Source organism: Flavobacterium sp., assembly GCF_044357305.1.
Taxonomy (GTDB): domain Bacteria; phylum Bacteroidota; class Bacteroidia; order Flavobacteriales; family Flavobacteriaceae; genus Flavobacterium.
The window spans coordinates 14,092-37,000 of the sequence record NZ_JBIKPS010000004.1; the positions used below are offsets into that span (position 1 = coordinate 14,092).

General features: G+C 31.0%; 24 protein-coding genes. 16 read left to right on the plus strand and 8 right to left on the minus strand.

From position 1 onward, the window contains the following. Positions 1-18: 18 nt before the first annotated feature. From ACIQ2J_RS04415 to ACIQ2J_RS04425, 3 genes are all read right to left on the minus strand, one after another. A complete protein-coding gene (locus tag ACIQ2J_RS04415; RefSeq protein WP_396167303.1) occupies positions 19-285 on the minus strand; it encodes a DUF1573 domain-containing protein in 267 nt (88 codons plus the stop codon). A 106-nt stretch (positions 286-391) separates the two neighbouring features. After that, on the minus strand, positions 392-1,237 hold the full coding sequence (locus ACIQ2J_RS04420; RefSeq protein WP_396167158.1) for a TlpA family protein disulfide reductase: 846 nt from the start codon (positions 1,235-1,237) through the stop codon (positions 392-394). Positions 1,238-1,243: 6 nt separating this feature from the next. Further along, positions 1,244-1,828, minus strand: a complete 585-nt coding sequence (locus tag ACIQ2J_RS04425) for a bacteriocin fulvocin C-related protein (RefSeq protein ID WP_396167159.1) — start codon at positions 1,826-1,828, stop codon at positions 1,244-1,246. A gap of 118 nt (positions 1,829-1,946) precedes the next feature. On the opposite strand from ACIQ2J_RS04425, the gene ACIQ2J_RS04430 reads away from it, so the two are divergent. The 8 genes from ACIQ2J_RS04430 (at position 1,947) to ACIQ2J_RS04465 (ending at position 9,669) form a co-directional block, all read left to right on the plus strand. Continuing rightward, complete coding sequence (locus ACIQ2J_RS04430; protein WP_396167160.1) at positions 1,947-2,156, plus strand: helix-turn-helix domain-containing protein; 210 nt, start codon at positions 1,947-1,949, stop codon at positions 2,154-2,156. 423 nt (positions 2,157-2,579) lie between these two features. Then, positions 2,580-3,095 (plus strand): antitoxin Xre/MbcA/ParS toxin-binding domain-containing protein, encoded by a 516-nt coding sequence (locus ACIQ2J_RS04435; RefSeq protein WP_396167161.1) that lies wholly within the window; start codon positions 2,580-2,582, stop codon positions 3,093-3,095. Between the two features lie 3 nt (positions 3,096-3,098). Continuing rightward, on the plus strand, positions 3,099-3,554 hold the full coding sequence (locus ACIQ2J_RS04440; RefSeq protein ID WP_396167162.1) for an RES family NAD+ phosphorylase: 456 nt from the start codon (positions 3,099-3,101) through the stop codon (positions 3,552-3,554). A 53-nt stretch (positions 3,555-3,607) separates the two neighbouring features. After that, positions 3,608-5,281, plus strand: coding sequence for a formate--tetrahydrofolate ligase (locus ACIQ2J_RS04445; RefSeq protein WP_396167163.1), 1,674 nt, complete (start codon positions 3,608-3,610; stop codon positions 5,279-5,281). 402 nt (positions 5,282-5,683) lie between these two features. Further along, positions 5,684-5,914 (plus strand): hypothetical protein, encoded by a 231-nt coding sequence (locus ACIQ2J_RS04450; protein ID WP_396167164.1) that lies wholly within the window; start codon positions 5,684-5,686, stop codon positions 5,912-5,914. 18 nt (positions 5,915-5,932) lie between these two features. Then, positions 5,933-6,163 carry a hypothetical protein gene (locus tag ACIQ2J_RS04455; protein WP_396167165.1) on the plus strand — a complete coding sequence of 77 codons (231 nt, stop codon included), beginning with the start codon at positions 5,933-5,935 and terminating at the stop codon, positions 6,161-6,163. Between the two features lie 59 nt (positions 6,164-6,222). Then, positions 6,223-6,972, plus strand: coding sequence for a GLPGLI family protein (locus tag ACIQ2J_RS04460; protein ID WP_396167166.1), 750 nt, complete (start codon positions 6,223-6,225; stop codon positions 6,970-6,972). Between the two features lie 27 nt (positions 6,973-6,999). Further along, a complete protein-coding gene (locus tag ACIQ2J_RS04465) occupies positions 7,000-9,669 on the plus strand; it encodes a carboxypeptidase-like regulatory domain-containing protein (protein ID WP_396167167.1) in 2,670 nt (889 codons plus the stop codon). Between the two features lie 242 nt (positions 9,670-9,911). Here ACIQ2J_RS04465 and ACIQ2J_RS04470 read toward each other — a convergent pair whose 3' ends face one another. The 5 genes from ACIQ2J_RS04470 to aroB all read right to left on the minus strand — a co-directional run bounded on the left by ACIQ2J_RS04470 (position 9,912) and on the right by aroB (position 14,786). After that, a complete protein-coding gene (locus ACIQ2J_RS04470) occupies positions 9,912-10,247 on the minus strand; it encodes a DUF6150 family protein (RefSeq protein ID WP_396167168.1) in 336 nt (111 codons plus the stop codon). A gap of 150 nt (positions 10,248-10,397) precedes the next feature. Continuing rightward, complete coding sequence (locus ACIQ2J_RS04475; RefSeq protein WP_396167169.1) at positions 10,398-10,808, minus strand: DNA primase; 411 nt, start codon at positions 10,806-10,808, stop codon at positions 10,398-10,400. A gap of 10 nt (positions 10,809-10,818) precedes the next feature. Beyond that, a complete protein-coding gene (locus ACIQ2J_RS04480) occupies positions 10,819-11,793 on the minus strand; it encodes a deoxyhypusine synthase family protein (protein WP_396167170.1) in 975 nt (324 codons plus the stop codon). A 236-nt stretch (positions 11,794-12,029) separates the two neighbouring features. Then, entirely contained in the window at positions 12,030-13,433 is a 1,404-nt protein-coding gene (locus ACIQ2J_RS04485; RefSeq protein ID WP_396167171.1) for an arginine decarboxylase, read from the minus strand. Positions 13,434-13,724: 291 nt separating this feature from the next. After that, positions 13,725-14,786 (minus strand): 3-dehydroquinate synthase, encoded by a 1,062-nt coding sequence (gene aroB, locus ACIQ2J_RS04490; RefSeq protein WP_396167172.1) that lies wholly within the window; start codon positions 14,784-14,786, stop codon positions 13,725-13,727. 148 nt (positions 14,787-14,934) lie between these two features. On the opposite strand from aroB, the gene ACIQ2J_RS04495 reads away from it, so the two are divergent. The 8 genes from ACIQ2J_RS04495 (at position 14,935) to ACIQ2J_RS04530 (ending at position 22,876) form a co-directional block, all read left to right on the plus strand. Beyond that, the gene (locus ACIQ2J_RS04495) at positions 14,935-15,237 is read left to right on the plus strand and encodes a TIGR03643 family protein (RefSeq protein WP_396167173.1); all 303 of its coding nucleotides are present in this window, start codon (positions 14,935-14,937) and stop codon (positions 15,235-15,237) included. Between the two features lie 20 nt (positions 15,238-15,257). After that, positions 15,258-15,677 carry a DUF2452 domain-containing protein gene (locus ACIQ2J_RS04500; RefSeq protein ID WP_396167174.1) on the plus strand — a complete coding sequence of 140 codons (420 nt, stop codon included), beginning with the start codon at positions 15,258-15,260 and terminating at the stop codon, positions 15,675-15,677. Positions 15,678-15,734: 57 nt separating this feature from the next. After that, positions 15,735-17,243, plus strand: coding sequence for a deoxyribodipyrimidine photo-lyase/cryptochrome family protein (locus tag ACIQ2J_RS04505; RefSeq protein WP_396167175.1), 1,509 nt, complete (start codon positions 15,735-15,737; stop codon positions 17,241-17,243). Further along, positions 17,209-17,346 (plus strand): DUF2256 domain-containing protein, encoded by a 138-nt coding sequence (locus ACIQ2J_RS04510; protein ID WP_396167176.1) that lies wholly within the window; start codon positions 17,209-17,211, stop codon positions 17,344-17,346. The genes ACIQ2J_RS04505 and ACIQ2J_RS04510 overlap by 35 nt, the downstream gene beginning before the upstream one ends. Before the next feature lie 93 nt (positions 17,347-17,439). Continuing rightward, a complete protein-coding gene (locus ACIQ2J_RS04515) occupies positions 17,440-18,975 on the plus strand; it encodes a cryptochrome/photolyase family protein (protein ID WP_396167177.1) in 1,536 nt (511 codons plus the stop codon). Continuing rightward, positions 18,972-20,264, plus strand: a complete 1,293-nt coding sequence (locus ACIQ2J_RS04520; protein WP_396167178.1) for a DASH family cryptochrome — start codon at positions 18,972-18,974, stop codon at positions 20,262-20,264. Before ACIQ2J_RS04515 ends, ACIQ2J_RS04520 begins: the two co-directional genes overlap by 4 nt. 48 nt (positions 20,265-20,312) lie before the next feature. Beyond that, positions 20,313-21,482, plus strand: coding sequence for a proline dehydrogenase family protein (locus tag ACIQ2J_RS04525; protein ID WP_396167179.1), 1,170 nt, complete (start codon positions 20,313-20,315; stop codon positions 21,480-21,482). A gap of 332 nt (positions 21,483-21,814) precedes the next feature. Continuing rightward, on the plus strand, positions 21,815-22,876 hold the full coding sequence (locus ACIQ2J_RS04530; protein ID WP_396167180.1) for a fibrobacter succinogenes major paralogous domain-containing protein: 1,062 nt from the start codon (positions 21,815-21,817) through the stop codon (positions 22,874-22,876). Positions 22,877-22,909 lie beyond the last annotated feature (33 nt).

A 22,909-nucleotide genomic window follows, 5' to 3' on the forward strand; every position in this document is an offset into this window, starting at 1 on the left:
TTTCAACCTCTTTTGTTTTTATTTTATAATTCCTTTTAAGTACATTACATTATAAACAGTTTTAGTATTTGATTCTATCACTATCGATTTACTAATTTTACCAATATCATCTTTTTTTGGAATGTAAGTAGCCACGATATTAGTAGACTCATTTTTTTCAATTATTGAATCCTTTAATTTCACTAAAGTACATCCGCAACTAGCTTTTACGTTTTTAATTATTAAAGGTATTGATGAGGTATTTTTAATTATAAAAGATTTTGTGATAGTATCTTTTGCGTTTATAGTTCAAAAATTAATTTCTTTTTGATATTCAATTTCTGCAAAATTATTTTTGTTGGTTTTATTACAGGAAAATGTGAGAATTATTATAAAGGTAAAGTAAAAGAAGCTATTTTTCATTTTCTATGAGTTTGTAAATATTATTATATGTTTCATATGTCTCCATGTTGAGATTACCAAAGTATTTTATCTTACCATCTTTTCCAACTAACATATAATTTGGTATTGAATTGAAATCTAATTTTTTATAAACAGAACGGTCTGTGAAATATTTTTTAAATGTATATTTTTTCAAGTATTTTTCACTTTCAGTAATATCTGATTTTTTATTATAAATGTTTATTGATATAAAATCTACCAAACTATCATTTGCAAAATCATTTTTTAGCTTCTCAAATTTTGGAAAATCTTTTATACAGTTACCACAAGTGTTTGACCATAAATCAACAACTAAAATTTTACCATTATTGTTTAATATTTGTAATTCATTTTTACTATTTAAAATCTCGATTTCAGGCAAGTTCTTACCTATGCTCGTATTTTGATCAACAATTGAATAATAGTAGTTAATAAAATTATTATAGTTTAAAATCGATAATGATAACAAAATAAAGTAAATGAATATTACAACTCTTTTTTTTCTTGAAAGAAACAAAATAAGTCCTGATGTGCTAGAAAACAGATACATAAAATATCCAATTATACCAGGCATACGTTCTGAATTTATTAAACCATAAATTACTGTTGAGGTTAATAGAAGAAATGGAAGAAAAATTAAAAATAAACCCAATTTTTTATATGGGTTTATTTTTAGTAAATAAAAGGTAAATAGAAAGTTTATTATACCCGTTACAATAAAATTAAAGAACATTCCATAAGTTCTGCCGACAAAATTAAAGAAGTATACTATTAGTAACAAGAAAAAAAACAAACTAATTTTTTTTATTCTATTCATTATATTTTAGTTATTAAAGCAATTACCATTACATTCAAACATTGTTGCGAAGCCACATCCATCAGAATCTTTTCTACATTTATCAGTTTCTCTACAAGTACTTGTTGCCATACCACAAGACCACATTGATCCTTGATTACATGAGCAAATAGGTTTTGAATCATATAATTTTGAAGAACTATTATTTCCACTTATTGTAAAAAAATTGTTATATACATAATCTTCTGAAAACAAGCTTTTCGCTTTATTTAAAAAGTCTTTTACATAAATCGTTTTAAATACTTCTCTTTCATCATTATTTGATTTAGTATCAAAAAGAGTAACATTTAAATGATTCTTCAAGTCCTTTAATAAAGAAACTTGTTGGCCACTAAGACTTGAATCTGAAATTAATACATCAATTTTGTCTACCCAGATTTCTTGTTTTTCTTCTTTGGACAACATTCGATACATTAATTTTTGCGTGTCATAGTTTTTCTCTTTTAAAACTGACGTGATTTTTGAATTTTCTTGATTTGTTACAGTATCATCAGTTGTACATGAACTCAATAAAGATAATACAATACCCAAAGTTAAAATTAATTTTTTCATAAGAAATGGTTTTAATAAATTTTTAATAATTATTTTTAACAAATAGAACATAATATTTTTGATTCTATTATTTGAATTTTAAATAAATTATTCTATTTTGATTAAAATTATGCGCTATATGAATATAATAGGCAATAAAATTAGTATCTTTAGAGAAACAAAAGGTTTGTCTCAAGATAATATTGCAACAGAATTAGGTATTACACAACCATCTTATGCAAGACTTGAAAAAGCAGATGAAAGGATTAGCATAACAAGATTAATGCATATTGCCCAAATACTAAAATGCACAGTTTCAGAATTAATAGATGAGAAACTCAAAAAGTAATAAATCAGCAAAACAGTGAAAATGCAAGTGCTTATGTTGATTCAGTAATTAATTCAGATAAAGAACATATTCAGTCATTAAAAGAAGAAATAAGTTTTTTAAAAAGTTTACTAAAAAAACAATAATAATGTCAATATTTCATTTTGATATTGGAATATGCCAAAATACAATTTTCTAATGTATAAGAAAATCAGTAATACAGGTAAATTTATTAGAATCATTACCTTACGAAGAACCTTAAGAGCCAATTGCAGAAGAAATAGAAGTTTCTGGAGATGAGACAGTTTCCGGGGATATTCAAACAGAATTAGATGATGATGGTCAAATAACGTTAAGTTTGGAATAATATAAAAAGTTGTTAAAAATTTTGAAAACTAAATAAAATAGTATAATTTTGTATTGTAATTATTTAAAAACTATACTATGAAGAAAGTTTCCAAAAAATATGTAATTCAAGATAAAGTTCAAAATGTTGTAAGTGAGCCAATAGCACCTTTGTATTTAACTAATCCTGCTTATAATTTTTGGAATTCAATTGTTTCAGGAATTGCAACTCCAATCAATAAAATGACTTCATTTGAAAAAATGACATTACTTGATAAGGGGATAAATAAAAATGATTTAGAGCAATTCAAGTTAAAAGCTCAGTTAGATTACGATAAATTAGCTCAAGCTTTGGCCGTAACAAGAGCCACGCTTATCAGTAAGAAAAAAAATGAAGCCTACAGCGACAGTGTTTCAGAAAAAATCCTAGCATTAACTGATTTATATTCCTATGGTTATGAAGTGTTTGAAGATGTTACTAATTTTAATTCTTGGATGTTTGTTTCTAATAAAGCATTAGCAGGTAAAACACCTTTCGATATTATTGATAATCAATTTGGTAGAGAAGAAGTAAAAAACATAATTGGTCGTATAGAATATGGTATTTATTCTTAGGTTATGCTAGTTTACAGGATTGGTAAAGAGCAATACTGCAATGATTTATCTGGTTTAGGCGCAAAATTATTTGGTGGTAGATGGAATAGAATGGGTACGCCTTGTGTTTACACTTCGCAAAGTAGAGCCTTGGCTTTGCTGGAATATTCTGTAAATATTGGCTTGGATTTTATTATTCCAAAACTGAGTTTTACTGTGATTGAAATTCAGGATGATTTGATTGAAGTAATTCCAATGGAAAGTTTACCAAGCAATTGGAAAGCGATTCCTGCAAGTTCGTCTACTAAAACATTTGGTTCGGATAAATTAATTCAGTCTTCGTTTCCTATAATTAGAGTTCCTTCGGTAATTATCCCGGATGAATTTAATTTTATAATAAACCCAACTAATATAGACCCTAGTGCAATTAAAATTGTTGCTGTAGAAGAGTACCAATACGATTATAGAATTAAGAGTTGATACTTTTTAATTCTATTTATTTCAAAATTTATTCCAATTTTTAATACAAAATAATGGCCCATTTTCCTTCTGATATCGAAATTGCTCAAATCGCAACCTTGCAACACATTCGTGTAATTGCAGAAAAAATAAACATCACAGAAGACGATTTAGAATACTACGGAAAGTATAAGGCTAAATTACCTTTAAACCTACAAGATGAAAACCCAAAAGGGAAATTAATCTTGGTTTCAGCCATGTCACCAACTAAATATGGTGAAGGCAAAACTACGATGTCTATTGGTTTAACGGATGGTTTGAACTTTATTGGAAAGAAAGCTATTGCCGCTTTACGCGAACCTTCTCTTGGACCAGTTTTTGGTTTGAAAGGTGGTGCTGCCGGTGGAGGATATGCTCAAGTAGTTCCGATGGAGGATATAAATTTGCATTTTACAGGCGATTTTTCGGCTATTGAAAAAGCAAATAATTTATTGTCGGCTGTGATTGATAATAATCTGCAAAACCCAAAATATTCTTTGAATTTAGATCCGAAATCTATTGCTTGGAAACGAGTGATGGACATGAACGATCGTTCGTTACGCCAAATCATAATTGGAGTAGGAGCAAAAGCCAACGGAACGATGCGCGAAGATGGTTTTAATATTACTCCGGCTTCCGAAGTGATGGCAATCTTGTGCCTTTCTAAAGATTTACAAGATTTAAAATTCCGTTTAGGAAATATATTTGTGGGTAAAACTCTAGATGGAAAAGCAGTTTTCGCTCGCGATTTAAAGGTAGTAGGAGCAATGGCAGTTTTGCTTAAAGATGCTTTGAAACCTAATTTAGTGCAAACCTTAGAAGGAAATCCTGCCATTTTACATGGTGGACCATTTGCAAGTATTGCTCAAGGAACAAATACTGTTATTGCAACCAAAATGGGACTTTCGCTTGGTGATTATGTTGTTACCGAAGCTGGTTTTGGTGCCGATTTAGGTGCCGAAAAGTTTCTGCACATCAAATGTGGGCAATCGGGGTTGAAGCCGGATGCGGTGGTTTTAGTGGCGACAATAAGAGCGATAAAACACCACGCTGGTTTGAGTGCTGAGGAGTTTAAAACAGAAAATGTTCCTGCTATTGCAAAAGGATTTTGCAACTTAGAAAAACATATTGAAAATATTCAGAAGTTTGGATTGAATCCTGTGGTTTGTATTAATGCATTTCCAGACGATACCGAGGCAGAATACGAGGCCTTGAAAGCCTTGTGTTTGACTAAAGGTGTTACTGCAATTGTGAGTACGGCATTTGTAGTTGGCGGAAAAGGTTCGGCTGCATTGGCAGAAAAAGTTATTGCCGAAATTGAAAGTGGTACAGCCAATTACAAACCATTATACCAAAAAGAGGATTCTATTGAACACAAAATAAATACAATTGCTTCTGAAATTTATGGCGCAAAAGCAGTAGAATTTTCTCCCAAATCGAGAACGCAATTGAAGATGATTAACGATTTAGGTTTTAATGATTTTTCGGTTTGTATGGCAAAAACACCAGCCAGTTTTTCGGATAATGAAAAGTTAATTGGTCGCCCAACCGATTTTGTAATTACGGTTCGGGAATTTGAAATTGCTAGTGGTGCTGGGTTTATTGTGCCTTTGCTTGGCGATGTAATGCGAATGCCTGGTTTACCTGCAGTACCCAATGCAGAACGTATTGATATTGATGATGAAGGCAGGATAATTGGGTTGTCTTAGAAATTGTAAACAAGTAAGACAATCACTTTGTGCTTATCATTAATAGTAATAAGATATTTAACTCGACAAATACATTTTTCTCTTGAATTACCTAAAAAAGTAGTAACTGTTTTAGTTTTTTTTTAGGATTAAGAAATAATAATTGTAAATCTATCTAGTTTTATTTTGATTAATAAATTGTTTATTTTAAAAACTTTAAATGTAAAAAGTTTATTACCAAAACCCATTGATAACAAGCTGTAAGATTAATAGTACACGCTCGTAAAACTTCTCCTACAAAGCACCTATTTATCGTTAATAATATGTTAAATAGATAATAAAAACAACCCTATTCATTTTTTTTTTTTTTCAATTTTACAATGGTTAACCAAAAAAATATTTATAAATTTAAAATTATTTATTATGAAAAAATTAATGTTTACAGCTATCGCATTGATAGCTTTTAGTGGGGTTTCTCTTGCTAACACAATAGATTTAGAGGAGAAAGAAGAGGTGGGTAGATTTCCTTGCACAGAACAGTGGAAAGAAGATATTGGCGTTTTACAGAATGCATATGGAGCAACATTTGAAGAAGCTTGTATTATAGCAGACAGATGCTTTGAAGAATGTTTGGATGCACTTTACGGAAATTAATTCTAAAATTATATAGTTATGAAAAAAGCATTTTTGATTTGTTCAATATTATTTTCATGTTTTACTGCATCTGCTAATAATGATTTAGTAACAGAAAACGAAGAAGAAGTAGTGAGAGGATTCCCATGCACAGAACAATGGGTAAGTGATGTGGAAAATCTTATGGATATGTGCGCCACTTTTGAAGAAGCCTGCGTAATAGCTGATAGGGCTTTTGATAAATGTCTTGACGAAACATATTGTAATTAATAATTTTTTTGACCTAATAGATTAATATCTATTAGGTCATTAATAAATAATCTAGTTTTATGAATAAATTAAAAGTATTTTTTTTTCTTCTAATATTTAATTTTGCAAGTATTAATGCACAAATAAAAAGTGGAGAAATAGTATATAAAGTTGTTTTTCAAGTTGATTCTGTATTGATAAAAAAATCAGATAGATTATCTCAAATGTATGATCTAGCAATAAAATCTTCTGATAGAATATCTCAAAAGTTAATATTTAATCAAAAAATATCCAGATTTGAATTAGTTGATTTGATTGAAGATGAGGGTGTTAAAATGGCTATTGCTTGGTGCAATTGTAATAAAGTATTTTACGAAGATCTAGATAAAAAAACAAAATTTTTTAATAACGCAAATGATAATAATGGTATTTTTAAAGCAAATGAATTTGTTGTTATTGATAGTTTAAATCTAAATTGGAATATTACTAAAGAATCTAAAAATATTGAAAATTTAAAATGCTATAAAGCAACTCAAATAATAAAATATAAAAATTCGAAGGGAATATTTAATAAAACTGTTGTTGCATGGTTTACTCCAGAAATACCATTTTCATTTGGTCCAAAAGGATATGGAGGTTTACCAGGATTAATTTTAGAGTTGCATGATAAAAATATAATTTATGGTGTTCATAAAATTAAATTATCGGAGGATGCAATTACTATTTCTTTACCAATTAATGGTGAAATTGTTACAAATGATGAGTATGAGAATATATTGAAAGAGCGATATCAAAAAAGAACTGAAACAATAGAAAACAATAAAAATTAACATTTTTCAGAAAATAAACAGAAATAAATGAATAGATTATTGATATTAATATGTTTATTTTTTTATAATGATTTTTACTCCCAAATCCATACTATAACAGGTGTGGTTTTTGATGATAAAGAAATACCTCTTGAATCCGCCAACATAATTGCAAAACCTTTACAAGAAAAAGCATCTTTAAAATTTGCTATTGCAGATAATAAAGGACGTTATAAACTTGAATTAGAAGCCAATGTAAAATATGAGATAACCGTTTCTTATATCGGTTATAGTGAAGAAGTGCTTATTATTGAGCCTAACTCAACCATAACAACCCATGATTTCAAACTAAAATCTACTGGGCAAGTTTTAAAAGAAATCGTAATAAAACACGAGTATAAACCCATTGAAATAAAAAAAGATACCCTAACTTTTGATGTTAAAGCTTTTGCTAATGGCAATGAACGAAAGATGAAAGAACTTCTTGAAAAGTTGCCTGGTGTTGAGGTAGATAAAAAAGGTAATGTTACCGTGCAAGGCAAAAAAGTTACTAAAATGTTGGTAGAAGGAAAATCTTTTTTTGGTGGTGGTTCTAAACTTGCTGTCGAAAACATTCCTGCTGATGCACTAGATAAAATTGAAGTTATAGACCACTTTAATGAGGTGGGGTTTATGAAGCAAGTCTCCGACAGTGAAGATTTGGCAATGAACGTAAAACTAAAGGCAAACAAAAAGAAATTTGTATTTGGTGATTTAGAAGCCGGTGCTGAAATTGCCAACGATAATGGTTTTTATTTGGCTCATACCGGCTTGTTTTATTATGCTCCAAAAACTAATATAAGTTTTATTGGGGATATGAATAATATAGGAAAAAGCACCTTTACTTTTGAAGATTTAATGCGTTTTCAAGGCGGTATGAGCAGTTTTTTATCGGATAGAAAATCATTAACTAATTTGTATTCATTTACAAATGAAAATACCGATGTAGTTAAGAATAAATCCCAATTTGGTGCTTTGAATTTTAGTTTGGATACTTCTTCAAAACTATCCGTTTCTGGCTTTGGAATTTTTTCAAAATTATTGATGACTTCTTTAACTGAAAACAGAAATGAGTATTTGCAAAACAATACCATCAGTTTTGAAAATAAAACACAAGAAAATAAAAATAAATCCCTACTGGGCATTGGGAACTTAAAGTTGGATTATAATCCAAAAAAAAACACAAAAGTTTTTTATAATTTACAATACCAATTAAGTAATAATAATGATGAAAATATATTAAATTCAATTACTAATATAAATAATAGCACTTTTGAAACTGTAAAAAAATCAGATAATATTTCGGTCAAACAGTTTATAGAATGTCATAGTTATTTTAGCAATAAACATACAATGACATTTGTAGTAAATCATGCTTACGAAAAAACTACTCCAGAAATAAATTGGAAAACGGATGGATTGTTTTTGACAGGATTAATTCCATTACAAAACGATAACAGCTATTTTATAAATCAAATAAAAAAGATTGAAAACAATAATATCGATGCGTTGTTAAAACATTATTGGACAATAAATAATTTCAATCATTTATATACTATCCTTGGTAACAACTTTATTAATTCTAATTTTGAAACTTCAGAAAAGCAACTACTAACCAATGGATCAGTAAATGATTTTGCTAATACAGGTTTTGGAAATAATGTAAAATACCAATTGAACGACGCTTATTTTGGTTTAGAGTATAAATTCAAGATTGGTAAATGGACAAATAAAGTAGGAATTTTTTTGCATTGGTATCATTTGAATACCAATCAAAACCTAACAGATTATACTATTTCTAAAACTTTATTTCAGCCACAATTTAATAGTGATTATGAGTTTAATAAATCGGAAACGATAACTTTTAATTATAAATTATCTAATACTTTTCCCGAAGTGAGCCAAATGGCAAATCAATTTACATTGCAAAGTTATAACTCTGTTTTTAAAGGAAATTCGTTGTTGGAAAATGAACAATTTCATACTGCAAATTTGAGATATTCTAAAATGAATATGTATCGTGGCATTATTTGGAATGCTATGGCAAGTTACAACAAGAAAGTAAAAACCACTAGAAATGATATTCAAATAAATGGTATTGATCAATATACAACCCCAATTTTAACTGATAATCCAGAAACAAATTGGCGTTTTAATGGTTCTTTTAGCAAAAAGATATATCGTTTTAATTTGAAGATAAATTCTAATTTAAGTTGGTTTAATTATTTGCAAACATTAAATAACATTTCCACAACCAATGATAGGAACAATCAAAATATTGGGATTGTATTTAAAACAGCCTACAAAAAATGGCCCGATTTAAGCATTGGTTATACCAAAGGTTATAGCCAATTTAATGGAATAACAAAAAGTAAGTACCAATCGGATGAGATTACAACCGAACTAGAACTGACTTTTTGTGAATTTTTTGTTTTAAAAATTGATTATGATAATTTAAAGAATACTAATAATTTAAATCAAACCAATTTTTATGATATTGCGAATATTTCGTTGCATTATCAGAAAAAAAATAGTCCATTTGGATTTGAATTGTTTGCAAATAATGTATTCAATAATAAAATTAAAAACGATTATTCTTTTTCGGATTATGTAATTACGGAACGGAAAACTTATGTATTGCCAAGAGTATTTATGTTTTCTATAAATTATAAATTGTAACAATAATTTCACAAAAGGCATAATCTATATAGCCCCGATAGAAATGAAAACAAAAAATGTCCCGATTGTTTCGGGACATTTTTTTGTTGTAATGGATAGCGGGAATTACCATTATTAAAACGCCAAATGTTTTGCTCCTACTATTATTGGGTTGTCTTAAAATGAAAAGTGCAGAATCAATATAATTACTCTGCTATAAAAGCTTCTAATAAATCCAACTTTCTTAATATCAGGACAAAAAATTAATATAATAATTGTTTTTTAGAATTATTCAACCATCCGACTTGATTGGCATATTTAACAAAATAAATTTTTAAATCTGCTTGATTAGCATATTTGACAAAGTAGATTTTTTTATCCGCCTGATTAGCATAGTCTACAAAAAACCATTTACCTTCATTTTGATCTGCTTGATTACTGTAAGCTACTTTAAATACTTTTAAATCGGCCTGATTTTCATATTGAACAACAAAAACTTTTATATGTGCTTGATTTTCATAATCCACAGAAAATATTTTTTGGCTATACGATTTTACACAAAAAAAAATTACCACTAGTTGAAATGAGATCGTTTTCATAATATTTCTATTTAGATTATTTTTTATTTTCGGCAATAAACAAATCCCAAAATTAAACTATTAAATTAAAAAGTGACTTTATAAAAAAGGAGTAATGTAAAACTATTTAAAGCTTTAGCATTACTCCTTCAATATAAATCTAATAAAGGATTATTCATCCTCCTCAGCCTCATCAAAATTATCAGAGGTATTGAAATCATCTTCGTCCTCGTCATCCTCGTCAGAACCTCCTTTATCTTTTAACAAATCAATTTCTTCTTCCTCCTCTTCATCATTAGGTATATCATCATCTAAATCAAGGTCCTTTATAGGAGCAATAGGTTCAATAACATCAACTAAATCATCCTCGTCAAATTTTTCCATTCGATTAGCTAATTTTGTACTAACCTTTACAAGGTAAATAGTGTCTTCAGTCCTAACTTCTACAGCCTCAATAAGTTCATCTTTAGCATTTCTAAAACGGATAATATTACTATCATCATATCCATCGGGGAATTTATCCACTAATAAGTTTAAAATATCGCCTGTTAGCTTCGCATAATCAACAATAACTCTTTTCATAAAACGGGTATTATAAATCTAATAAATAAGCAAAAATTAATGGTGCAACAATTGTTGCGTCGGATTCGATAATGAATTTTGGTGTGTGAACATCTAATTTTCCCCAAGTAATTTTTTCGTTAGGAACTGCTCCAGAATACGATCCGTAACTGGTTGTAGAATCCGATATTTGACAGAAATAACTCCAAAACGGAATGTCGTGCATTTCCATATCTTGGTACAACATTGGTACCACACATATTGGAAAATCTCCTGCAATTCCACCACCAACTTGAAAGAAACCTAATCCTTTTCCGGTTGAGTTTTTAGGATACCAATCGGCCAACCACATCATGTATTCAATTCCACTTTTCATGGTAGTAGGTTTGAATTCTCCTTTAATACAATAGGAAGCAAAAATGTTTCCCATGGTGCTATCTTCCCATCCTGGAACTACAATAGGCAGGTTTTTTTCGGCAGCTGCAATCATCCAAGAATCTTTCGGATCAATTTCGTAATATTGTTCTAAAACACCTGAATTTAGCATTTGATACATAAATTCATGCGGAAAATAACGTTCTCCTTTAGAATCGGCATTGTTCCAAATATCAAATAAATGTTTTTGTAATCTTCTAAAAGCTTCTTCTTCTGGAATACAAGTATCGGTAACTCTATTGTAATGATTTTCTAATAAATCCCATTCGTCTTGCGGACTTAAATCTCTATAATTTGGAACTCTTTTGTAGGAATTGTGTGCCACTAAATTCATAATGTCTTCCTCTAAATTAGCTCCTGTACAAGAAATAATGTGTACTTTATCTTGACGGATCATTTCGGCTAATGATTTACCTAACTCCGCAGTACTCATCGCTCCAGCAAGCGTAATCATCATTTTTCCATTTTCAAGAAGATGTTGCTCATATCCTTTAGCAGCATCAACTAAAGCAGCTGCATTAAAATGAAGATAATTTTTTTCTATAAACTGACTTATTGGTCCTTTACTCATTATTATTGTTTGATTTGTTTGATATTCTCAGAGTTCAAAGAAAAACTTTTTTTTTTAAAATTTCAAATTTTTTACTACTAATTTCGACAAAATGCTCTTTGTTTTAGCGAAACAAATTTTGCTAATTTTCAAGAACAGTACTGCTTTAGTGTAATTAATTGATAATAAATTGGTTTAGTTTATTTTTCTTATTTATTTGATATTTTTTTTTCGACAAAATACAGGTTTTCATTCCATTATTTCTTGGTATAGCCTAATATCTTCAAGACATCATCGGAAGTTTGTTGCTCTGAAAATACTTCCGTTGCTAAAATTCCGTTTTCGTCTCTATCGATCAATATGTGTTTTGGCTGCGGAATTAAACAGTGATGCAATCCACCAAATCCACCTATGGTTTCTTGGTAGGCACCCGTATTAAAAAATCCAATATATAATGGTTTTTCTTTATTGTATTTTGGTAAATAAATGGCATTCATGTTTTGTTCCGAGTTGTAATAATCATCGCTATCGCAAGTCATTCCTCCTAAAAGAACTCTTTCATAGGTGTCATTCCATCGGTTTACAGCTAACATAATAAAACGTTTGTTAATTGCCCAAGTATCCGGTAAAGTAGTGATAAAAGAACTATCTATCATATTCCATGCTTCTCTATCGTTTTGTTGTTTTTGATACAAAACTTTGTAAATAGCACCTCCAGATTCTCCAACGGTAAACGAACCAAATTCAGTAAAGATATTAGGAACATCTACTTCTGCCTCATCACAAGCAATTTTTATTTGATTGATAATTTCGTCAATCATGTATTGGTAATCGTATTCAAATGCTAGAGAATTTTTAATAGGAAATCCACCACCAATATTTAATCCATCAAGGGTTGGACATTCTTTTTTTAGTGCAATATATACTTTGATACATTTTACTAATTCGTTCCAATAATACGCATTGTCATTAATTCCGGTATTGATAAAAAAGTGAAGCATTTTCAACTCCAATTTATCATTTTCTTGAATTTGTTTTTTGTAAAACTGCACAATATTTTTATACCCAATTCCCAAACGAGAAGTATAAAACTCAAATTTTGGTTCTTCTTCGGCAGCAATTCGAATTCCGATTTTAAATTTTCCTTTTATTTCTGCTTGCAATAAATCTAATTCCTCATAATTGTCAATAATCGGAATGGTATTTTTATGTCCATTATTAATCAATCGAGCAATATTTGAAATGTATTGGTCTCTTTTAAAACCATTACAAATAATATAAGTGCTTTTGTTTATTTTGTTGTTTTCCAATAAATTTTCAACAATGTTAATATCAAAAGCAGAAGAAGTTTCAATGTGAATATTGTTTTTAAAAGCTTCATTCATAATATATTCAAAATGAGAACTTTTAGTGCAATAACAATAGTAATATTTACCTTCGTATTTGTTTTTTTCCATCGCTTTACGAAACCAATTTTTGGCTTTGTTGATGTTGTTGGAAATTTGCGGTAAATAAGTAAATTTTAAAGGTGTACCATACTGTTCGACCAATTTCATCAAATCGATATTATGAAATTGAAGTGCATTTTCTTTATTTAAAGTAAATTCTTCTTGAGGGAAATAGTAGGTTTGGTTTATTAAGTCGAAATATTTAGTGTTCATTTTTTGGTAGATTTTTAAATTAAAAAGTGTAATTAAACAAAAGTTAATCTAAAATTCAAACTCTAATATTTGCGTAAGCAATAGGTAAATCAAGGGTTATTGATTCGATAATGTTAAAAAAGGAAACCACCGTAGTTTTTTTATTATTAAAAAAACTTAGGTTATTTGCTTGAAAACTAATAAGGTTTTCGTGCAAAAAAAATGGAGATTTTTTGGGGTTTTTATTTTTTATCATCTCAGCAAATGTAAAAATAAAATTAGTGAATTGTAAAATTTTTCGTAAAAAATATTTTAACTTTCATAATCATCAAAACTTCTCATTATCAATTCATTACTTGCTTCTTGATTTAACATAATAGTACCAATACTATTTATCAATGCAAATTGAACCTTTCCGTATTCATTTTTCTTGTCGTGTATGAGTAAACTTTGAATAGCTTTTTTATCATTTAACGAAAAAGAATGCTTTCCAAATAGGGCTAAAAGAGTCTTTTTTATTTCTTCAAATTCTACTTTCGGAAGCATGTTTTGTTCTTTAGAAATATAACTTTCCAAAATCATTCCAATTGCTATGGCTTCTCCGTGGAGCAATGGGGTGGCACTTTCTAGAAATTGGCTTTCAATGGCATGACCTAAAGTATGACCAAAATTCAACGCTTTCCTAATTCCGTTTTCCGTTGGATCTTGCATTACAATTTCGTTTTTAATTTCTATGGAACGATAAATTAAAGCATCTAAATCGTCAAAATTTAAATTACTCAAATCTAAAAATTGGTTCCAATAGTTTTTATCAAAAATTAAACCGTGTTTGAGCATTTCGGCAAGTCCCGAACGCATTTGTATTTGCGGAAGCGTTTCTAGAAAATCGGTATCCAACAAAACCATTTGAGGAACAGAAATTACTCCAATTTGGTTTTTTAAAGTACCTAAATCTACACCATTTTTTCCGCCAATAGAAGCATCCACCATTCCTAATAAAGTAGTAGGAACATTAATAAAATCTATTCCTCTTTTAAAGGTAGAAGCAATAAATCCGCCAAGATCCGTAATAACTCCACCACCAAGATTAATAAGTAAACTTTTTCTATCGGCACCTAAATCGGAAAGTATAGACCAAATTTCAACGCAAGTCGAGATGTTTTTCATTCCTTCACCTGCTTCAATTTCAATTATTTCAATAGGAATTTCGGTTGCTAATTGGGGTAAAAATTTTGGCAAACAAAACTCATTAGTATTTTCATCCACAAGAATAAAGATGGAGGAATAATTTCTTTCAAGTAGTATTTCATGAATTGCCACGTAACCGCTTTCGTTAAAATGGATAGAATATCCGTTGGCTTGTATTGACTGCATAGTGCCTTTATAATTTTAACAAAAATAGACATATTATTTTATTCTTCTTAAAGGATTTTTCACTTATTTTTTATAATAAATAGAGCTAGTTTCTAAATAAATGTCTAATTTTGTTTACTATTTTTAAATAAAGATTAAACAATATATTTTGAAAACAATAATTGCTCCTTTAGAAACATCTGATTTTTCGGAAATTCAAATAGATAGAATAATAGAAATGGCTTGGGAAGACCGAACTCCTTTTGACGCTATTAAGTTTCAATTTGGTTTAACCGAAGACAATGTCAAGGCTTTGATGAAAAAAGAATTGAAATTTAGAAGTTATAAATTATGGCGCGAACGAGTGGAGAATTGCAAAACCAAACACTTAGCAAAAAGAGTGGAAGGAATGGATCGATTTAAATGTACTCGCCAAAGAGCAATTTCAAATAACAAAATCACGAAACGTTAATACGTATTTAAGATACAATAATGGAAAACAAGAAGCCCGATAATGTAGTTTTTTCTGACGATAAAGGATATAATGCTAGCGTATTGCCTTATGCTACCAATGTTGGAGCACCAGCAATTAGAATGGATGATGTTGTTTCTTGGAAGAATAGAAATATTAGTACTGTAAATAAGGAGTTTGAAAATAAGTTTAAGGAACTTAAAAGTCAATATGAAAATTTGATGCAAGAATTCGAATTTAACGAATTGGTGTATAGCGCAAAATTTTCATTTGAACCAATTATGGGCGAAATATACCATTTGTATACTGGTGAGGATGGAGTGAATTTTCTATCGTTGATCTCCCCACAAGAATGGAATAAAGAACATTTGGGTACTTTCAAATTGAATAGTGATAAAAAGTGGGTCATTCTTAATGAAAAAGTGACAAATTTCTATTAGAAAACCGAATTCCATTAATTTGCTTACAACCAAATAATTCATTTCAATAAATCTAAATTGAATAAAAAGGCTATCAATATTGTTTGGTTTAAGCGTGATTTACGTTTTACAGATCACGAACCACTTTATTTAGCGCAACAAAGTGAAATCCCTATTCTGTTAGTTTATTTTTTTGAAGCCTCCCTTATGGCTCATGACGATTCGGATGTTCGTCATTGGCGATTTGTATACGAATCGGTGCAAGAAATGCAATCCAAACTAGCAAAAAATTCAGCGACAATCTATTTTTTCCATAACGAGGTACAATCTGTTTTTGAGGAATTACTAAACGAATATGACATCCAATCCGTTTTTTCGCATCAAGAAATTGGTAATAAAGTCAGTTATGACAGAGATATTTCCATGCTATCTTTTTTTGATGCAAATAAAATATCTTGGAAACAATCCCAAATGCACGGCGTTATCCGAAAATTAAAATCCAGAAGCGATTGGGATAAACGTTGGGAAAATGTAATGCGAGATAACCCAAAAGTAGTAGATGTTTCCACTTTAAAGATTGCAAATTTACCTCCTGATTTATATTCTAAATTAAAAGGAAAAGAATTGCCTAAAGAAATTACCACTCGCAATAAAAATTTCCAACAAGGGGGCGAATATTGGGCTTGGAGGTATTTGGATAGTTTTGTAAAAGAACGCTATGTAAATTACAGCAAGCACATTTCAAAACCCAGTTTAAGCCGAAAAGGCTGCAGCCGATTGTCGCCTTATTTGACTTACGGAAATATTAGTATGCGCATGATTTACCAATACACCAACCAACATTATGAGACGTCCAAAAATAAACGAGCCATTCTAAATTTTGTTTCTCGATTGCATTGGCATTGCCATTTTATGCAAAAATTTGAAGACGAATGCCGCATGGAATTTGAAAATGTAAATCGCGCTTATGACACTTTAGTTAAACCTAAAAACGAAACCTTTATTAAGGCTTGGCAAGAGGGTAAAACGGGTATTCCCATTGTGGATGCCTGCATGCGATGTGTGGTAGCAACGGGCTATCTAAATTTTCGAATGCGCGCTATGGTAGTTTCGTTTTTCACCTTTAATTTGTGGCAAGATTGGCGCGAATTGCACTTTTTAGCACGGCAATTTTTAGATTACGAACCCGGAATTCATTATCCGCAATTGCAAATGCAATCGGGTACCACCGGCATTAATACTATTCGAATTTATAATCCGATTAAAAACTCCGAAGAACACGATTCGGAAGGTACTTTTATCCAACAATGGTTGCCTGAATTGGCAGAAATTCCAATAGAATTAATTCACGAGCCTTGGAAATTAAATGCTATTGAGCAACAATTTTATAATTGTCAAATAGGAAAAGATTATCCAGAACCAATTGTAGATATTGACGCAACTCGAAAGTATGCCAGCGACATTGTTTGGAGTTTTAGAAAGAAAGACGAGGTAAAAGAAGAAGGAAATAGAATATTGAAAAAGCACGTGTCCAATCCAAATAAACCCAAAAATGCGAGGAGTAAAAAAACAAAACCTGCCCAATAAAATTTGTGTCGTTTGCCAAAAACCATTTGCATGGCGAAAGAAATGGGAAAAAGTTTGGGACGAAGTAAAATATTGTAGTGATAAATGCAGAAGCAATAAATAATAATAATTCCTGCAAGGTTTCAAAAAACCTTGTAGGTATATTTATAAAACCTACAAGGTCCAAAAAAGACCTTGCAGGAAAAAAAATAAAAAAATGAACAAAACCTTACGATTAATTCTAGGCGATCAACTAAACAGCAAGCATTCCTGGTATAATACTGTGGATGATTCGGTTGTTTATGTTTTGATGGAAATCCGAACAGAAACCGATTATGCCCAACACCACATTCAAAAAGTAATTGGAATTTTTGCAGCCATGCAATCTTTTGCTACAGCATTAAAATCTAAAAAGCATCAAGTTGAATACATTCACTTGAATGATGCAAATAACCTTCAATCCTTTGAAAAAAATATTGAAAATTTAGTTTCAAAGTATAATTTCACTCATTTGGAATACCAATTACCAGATGAATATCGTGTAGATGTAATCTTGAAAAATCTCTGTAATTCTATTTCTATTTCCAGTACTGCGGTAGATTCGGAACATTTTTTTACTTCTCGAAATGAATTGGGCAATTTTTTTGAAGGAAAAAAAACTTTTTTGATGGAAAGTTTTTATCGGGCTATGCGAAAAAAACACAATGTCCTTATGGAAGGTGATAAGCCATTAACCGGACAATGGAATTATGATGGCGATAACAGGAAAAAACTTCCGAAAAATCACAAACCAATTCTGCCTTTGGTTTTTGATAATGATGTTTCTAAGATTCTGAAGGAAATCCATAAAAGTACCATAAAAACCATTGGATCTATAGATGCTAAAAATTTCGTTTGGCCTATAAATAGAGAACAATCCTTGCAATTATTAGATTTTTTTGCCACCGAATGTCTGCAACTTTTTGGAAGTTATCAAGATGCCATGACGCCAAATGAATGGTCTTTGTACCATTCTCGGATTTCTTTTTCTATGAATATCAAACTGATTTCGCCACAGGAAGTAATTGCACGTGCCATTGAAGAATGGGAAAAACGTCCAGATGAAATTGAATACCATCAATTGGAAGGTTTTGTTCGTCAAATAATTGGTTGGCGCGAATACATGCGAGGTATTTATTGGTTAAAAATGCCCGAATATGCAACACTGAATTATTTCAACAATCAAGAAAAATTACCCGATTGGTTTTGGACAGGCAAAACTAAAATGAATTGCATGAAGGACGCCATCACGCAATCGCTGAATTATGCCTATGCGCACCACATTCAGCGGTTGATGATTACGGGGAATTTTGCTCTTTTGGCTGGTGTGCATCCCGACGAAATGGATGCTTGGTACCTCGGAATTTATATTGATGCTTTCGAGTGGGTTGAAATCACCAATACTCGCGGCATGAGCCAATTTGCCGATGGCGGAATTGTGGGCACCAAACCCTATGTGAGTTCGGCTACTTATATTGACAAAATGAGCCATTATTGTGGCAGTTGTTATTATAAAAAAGCACTTAAAGTGGGCGAAAAATCGTGTCCTTTTAATAGCATGTATTGGAATTTTTACGACAAAAATGAAGATAAATTGGCTAAAAATCCGCGTATTGGAATGATGTATAAAGTGTGGCAAAAAATGAAACCCGAAGATAAAACGGCATTATTAGAACAAGCCGCGTATTATTTGAAAAATATAAATGAATTATGAAAACCTCATTAGTTTGGTTTAAAACCGATTTAAGATTGCAGGACAATGAAACGCTTATCAAAGCCATTGCACAAAGTGATGAAATTATTCCAGTGTATTGTTTTGACGAATCCCAATTTGAAATAACCGATTTTGGATTTAAAAAAACAGGAAGTTATAGAGCGCAGTTTTTATTAGAATCCTTACTCGATTTAGATAAAAATTTAAGAGCTTTAGGTTCGGGATTGCTTGTTGTTAAAGGGACGCCTGATGTTGAAATCCCTAAAATTGTTAAGCATTATAAAGCAACGAAAGTTTATGCCAAAAGAGAAGTTTCATATGAAGAAAAACAAACTGAAGCATTAGTGCAATCCGAACTTTTTAAAATAAAATGTGAGTTGGAAACCTTCAGTACCAGTACACTATATCACGCCGAAGATTTGCCTTTTTCTATAAAAGATATTCCGGATGTTTTTTCCAATTTCAGAAAAAAAACCGAAAAAGAATCTCCAATAAGAAGTGCTTTTGAAAAACCATCCCAAATAAATTCTCCCGAATTAGATGTATTAGATTTACCATCATTGGAAGATTTAGGTTTAATATTTACTCCAATTGATCCAAGAGCAGCAATTCAATTTAAAGGTGGAGAAACCCAAGCAATTACTCGTTTAAATCATTATTTTTTTGAATCCAAATGTATTTCCGAATACAAAGAAACTAGAAACGGATTAGTTGGTGCCGATTATTCCTCTAAATTTTCGGCCTGGTTGGCTTTGGGTTGTATTTCTCCAAGGTTTATTTATGAAGAACTGAAAAAATACGAGCAGCAATTTGGCGCCAATGAATCTACTTATTGGTTGGTTTTTGAATTATTATGGCGCGATTATTTTAGATTTATGATGAAAAAATACAATGTCAAATTGTTTCAACAAGCCGGAATTCAAAATAAAGAAATTTCAAGTAACCAACACAATACAGACCAATTACAAAATTGGATCGATGGAAAAACCGGAGTGGATTTTGTAGATGCTAATATGATTGAATTGAAGTTAACCGGATTTATGAGCAATCGTGGTCGTCAGAATGTTGCAAGTTATTTGTGTAACGATTTAAAACTTGATTGGCGATTTGGTGCGGCCTATTTTGAACAACAACTTATTGATTATGATGTTTGTAGCAATTGGGGGAATTGGGCATATCTAGCAGGAGTTGGTAACGACCCTAGAGGGAATCGTTATTTTAATATTGAAAAACAAGCTGTTGATTATGATAAAAATAGAACCTTTAGGGATTTATGGTTAAATTCCTAAAAATTATTGTATAACTCTAATTATATTTGCATAATTAATAAAATTTCGATGGATAAAATTTTCAATAATACTCAAATTGCCTTTAGCCTTAAAAGTGATACCGAATTAGATAGAGCCTATTTTCTTTTCAAGTTAATTGCCAACGAACCTTTGGTAAGAATAGGAACCGCAGTTACTAATTTTGCTTTAAAAGCCCATTTACCTGTTGAAGGTTTGATTCGCGCTACGGTTTTCGACCATTTTTGTGGTGGAATCAATGAGATGGATTGTTTGTCTGTGGTAGATAAAATGTATACCAAAGGAGTTTCTTCGGTATTGGATTATTCTGTAGAAGGTAAAGAAGAAGAAGCGCAGTTTGATTTGGCTTTGAACATGACTTTAAAAACTATCGAATTTGCCAAAGAACGAAAAGCAATTCCGTTTGCTGTTTTTAAACCAACTGGTTTAGGAAGATTGGATTTATATACTAAAGTTGGCGAAAAACAATCCCTTTCTGCCGAAGAACAAACCGAATGGAATAAAGTAAAAGAGCGTTTTGAATTAGTTTGCAAAACCGCCCACGATAACGATGTTGCCTTATTAATTGATGCCGAAGAAAGTTGGATGCAGGATGCTGCGGATGATTTGGTAGAAGAAATGATGCGCAAATACAATAAAGAAAAAGTGATTGTTTTTAGTACGTTGCAAATGTACCGTTGGGATCGATTGGATTATTTGAAACAATTACACGAAAAAGCGAAAACCGAAGGGTTTTATATAGGAATGAAGTTAGTTCGTGGTGCCTACATGGAAAAAGAGCACGAAAGAGCCAAAGAAAAAGGCTATCCAACTCCAATTTGCGCTTCCAAACAAGCAACCGATGACAATTATAATGCCGCTGTAGATTATATGATGCATCACATAGAGAAAATGGCAATCTTCGCGGGAACGCACAACGAGGAGAGTTCGTATAAATTATTAGAAATGCTTGCTACTAACGGAATTGACAAAAGTGACACTCGTGTTTGGTTCGGTCAATTGTATGGAATGAGCGACAATATCAGTTATAATCTGGCTGCCAATGGTTACAATGTTGCAAAATATTTACCTTTCGGACCCGTTCGTGACGTGATGCCTTACTTGATCCGTCGTGCCGAAGAAAACACTTCGGTTGCAGGTCAAACCAGTAGAGAATTGAATCTGATTAAAACCGAAAGAGACCGTAGAAAGTTGAAATAAAATAATAATTATAGGAATTAATAGAGATGTTTATTTATTATCATTCCAATACATTATTGTCCGATTAAAATATTTATTGCTAAATACATTATATGTTTTTTCTCGCAGAGGCGCGAAGTCGCAGTTTATATCTGAGTTCTTTGCGAATTTGTGTCTTAGCGAGAATATATTAAAAATTAAGTTGAGTCTAAAATTTCATAATATTTGTAAGACTTAACAAAGCAAATAGTTAGTTTTATCGGACAACAATGATTACAATAATAAATTTTCAGTTATTAAAATAATTTGTTTATTTTTGAAAATAATTTACGCATTCTAATTTCATTCAACTTATGAAAAATTTTCTGTTTTTAACTTTTTTCTCGGTGTTCTTATTTAGCTGTAGCAATAGCGATTCTATATCGGGAACAAACAATCCAATTGGGGTTTTAAAAGTGCAAACCTATAGCGTGGGGAATATTAATTTCACAAATGCTAAATGTGTTGGTATTGTAACATTAGGAGAAAGTGCTATTCAATCAACAGGGATTTGTTGGAGTACATCGCCAAATCCTACAATTTCAGGTTTGCATACTACCGAAACACTTAGTTCTGGATCAACTAGTTTTATTAGCACACTTAGTCCATTGACAGCAAATACAACGTATTATGTTAGAGCATATGCAAAAGATAACAGCGGGACAGTTTATGGTGCGCAACTCTCCTTTAAAACATTAAATATTTTGTTTACTAGTGGTGGTGGTGTAAGTGATATTGATGGTGCAACTTATGGTTCTGTGGTATTAAACGGAAAAGAATGGATGAAGAAGAATTTAGATGTTAGTAAATATAAAAATGGAGATGCAATTCCGCAAGTAACAGATGTAACGCAATGGGAAGCCTTAACAACAGGCGCATGGTGTTACTATGAAAATGATACTGCAAATGGTCCTATATATGGAAAATTATATAATTGGTATGCAATTACAGATCCAAGAGGGTTAGCTCCTGCTGGATGGCGTATTCCAACGGATACCGAATGGTCTGATTTAGCAACGTTTTTAGGAGGCGACGCTGTTGCAGGAATTAAACTTAAAGAAGACACGGCTACGCCTACTTGGGATGTGACTACAAATTATGCTACTAACCAATCTGGATTTACTGCAGTTCCTGCAGGAACCGGTTATTTAAATTATCATTTACCTCCCCCTGTAGTTCCAGCTGCTCCTGCTCCTACCCTTGCAGATCTTTTTAAAGGAAAAACAAAAGTTACTTATTGGTGGAGTGCTACTACAACAGGAAGTACCGCTGCTGATTTGGTATGGAGTAGAAATGTAAACAGTTCTTCAGACCAATTGGTAAGAAGTGGCGTAATTAAAAGCAGTGCATTATCTGTTAGATGTGTTAAAAATTAATAAACTAATAGCTTTTTATTAGTTGTTTCACAC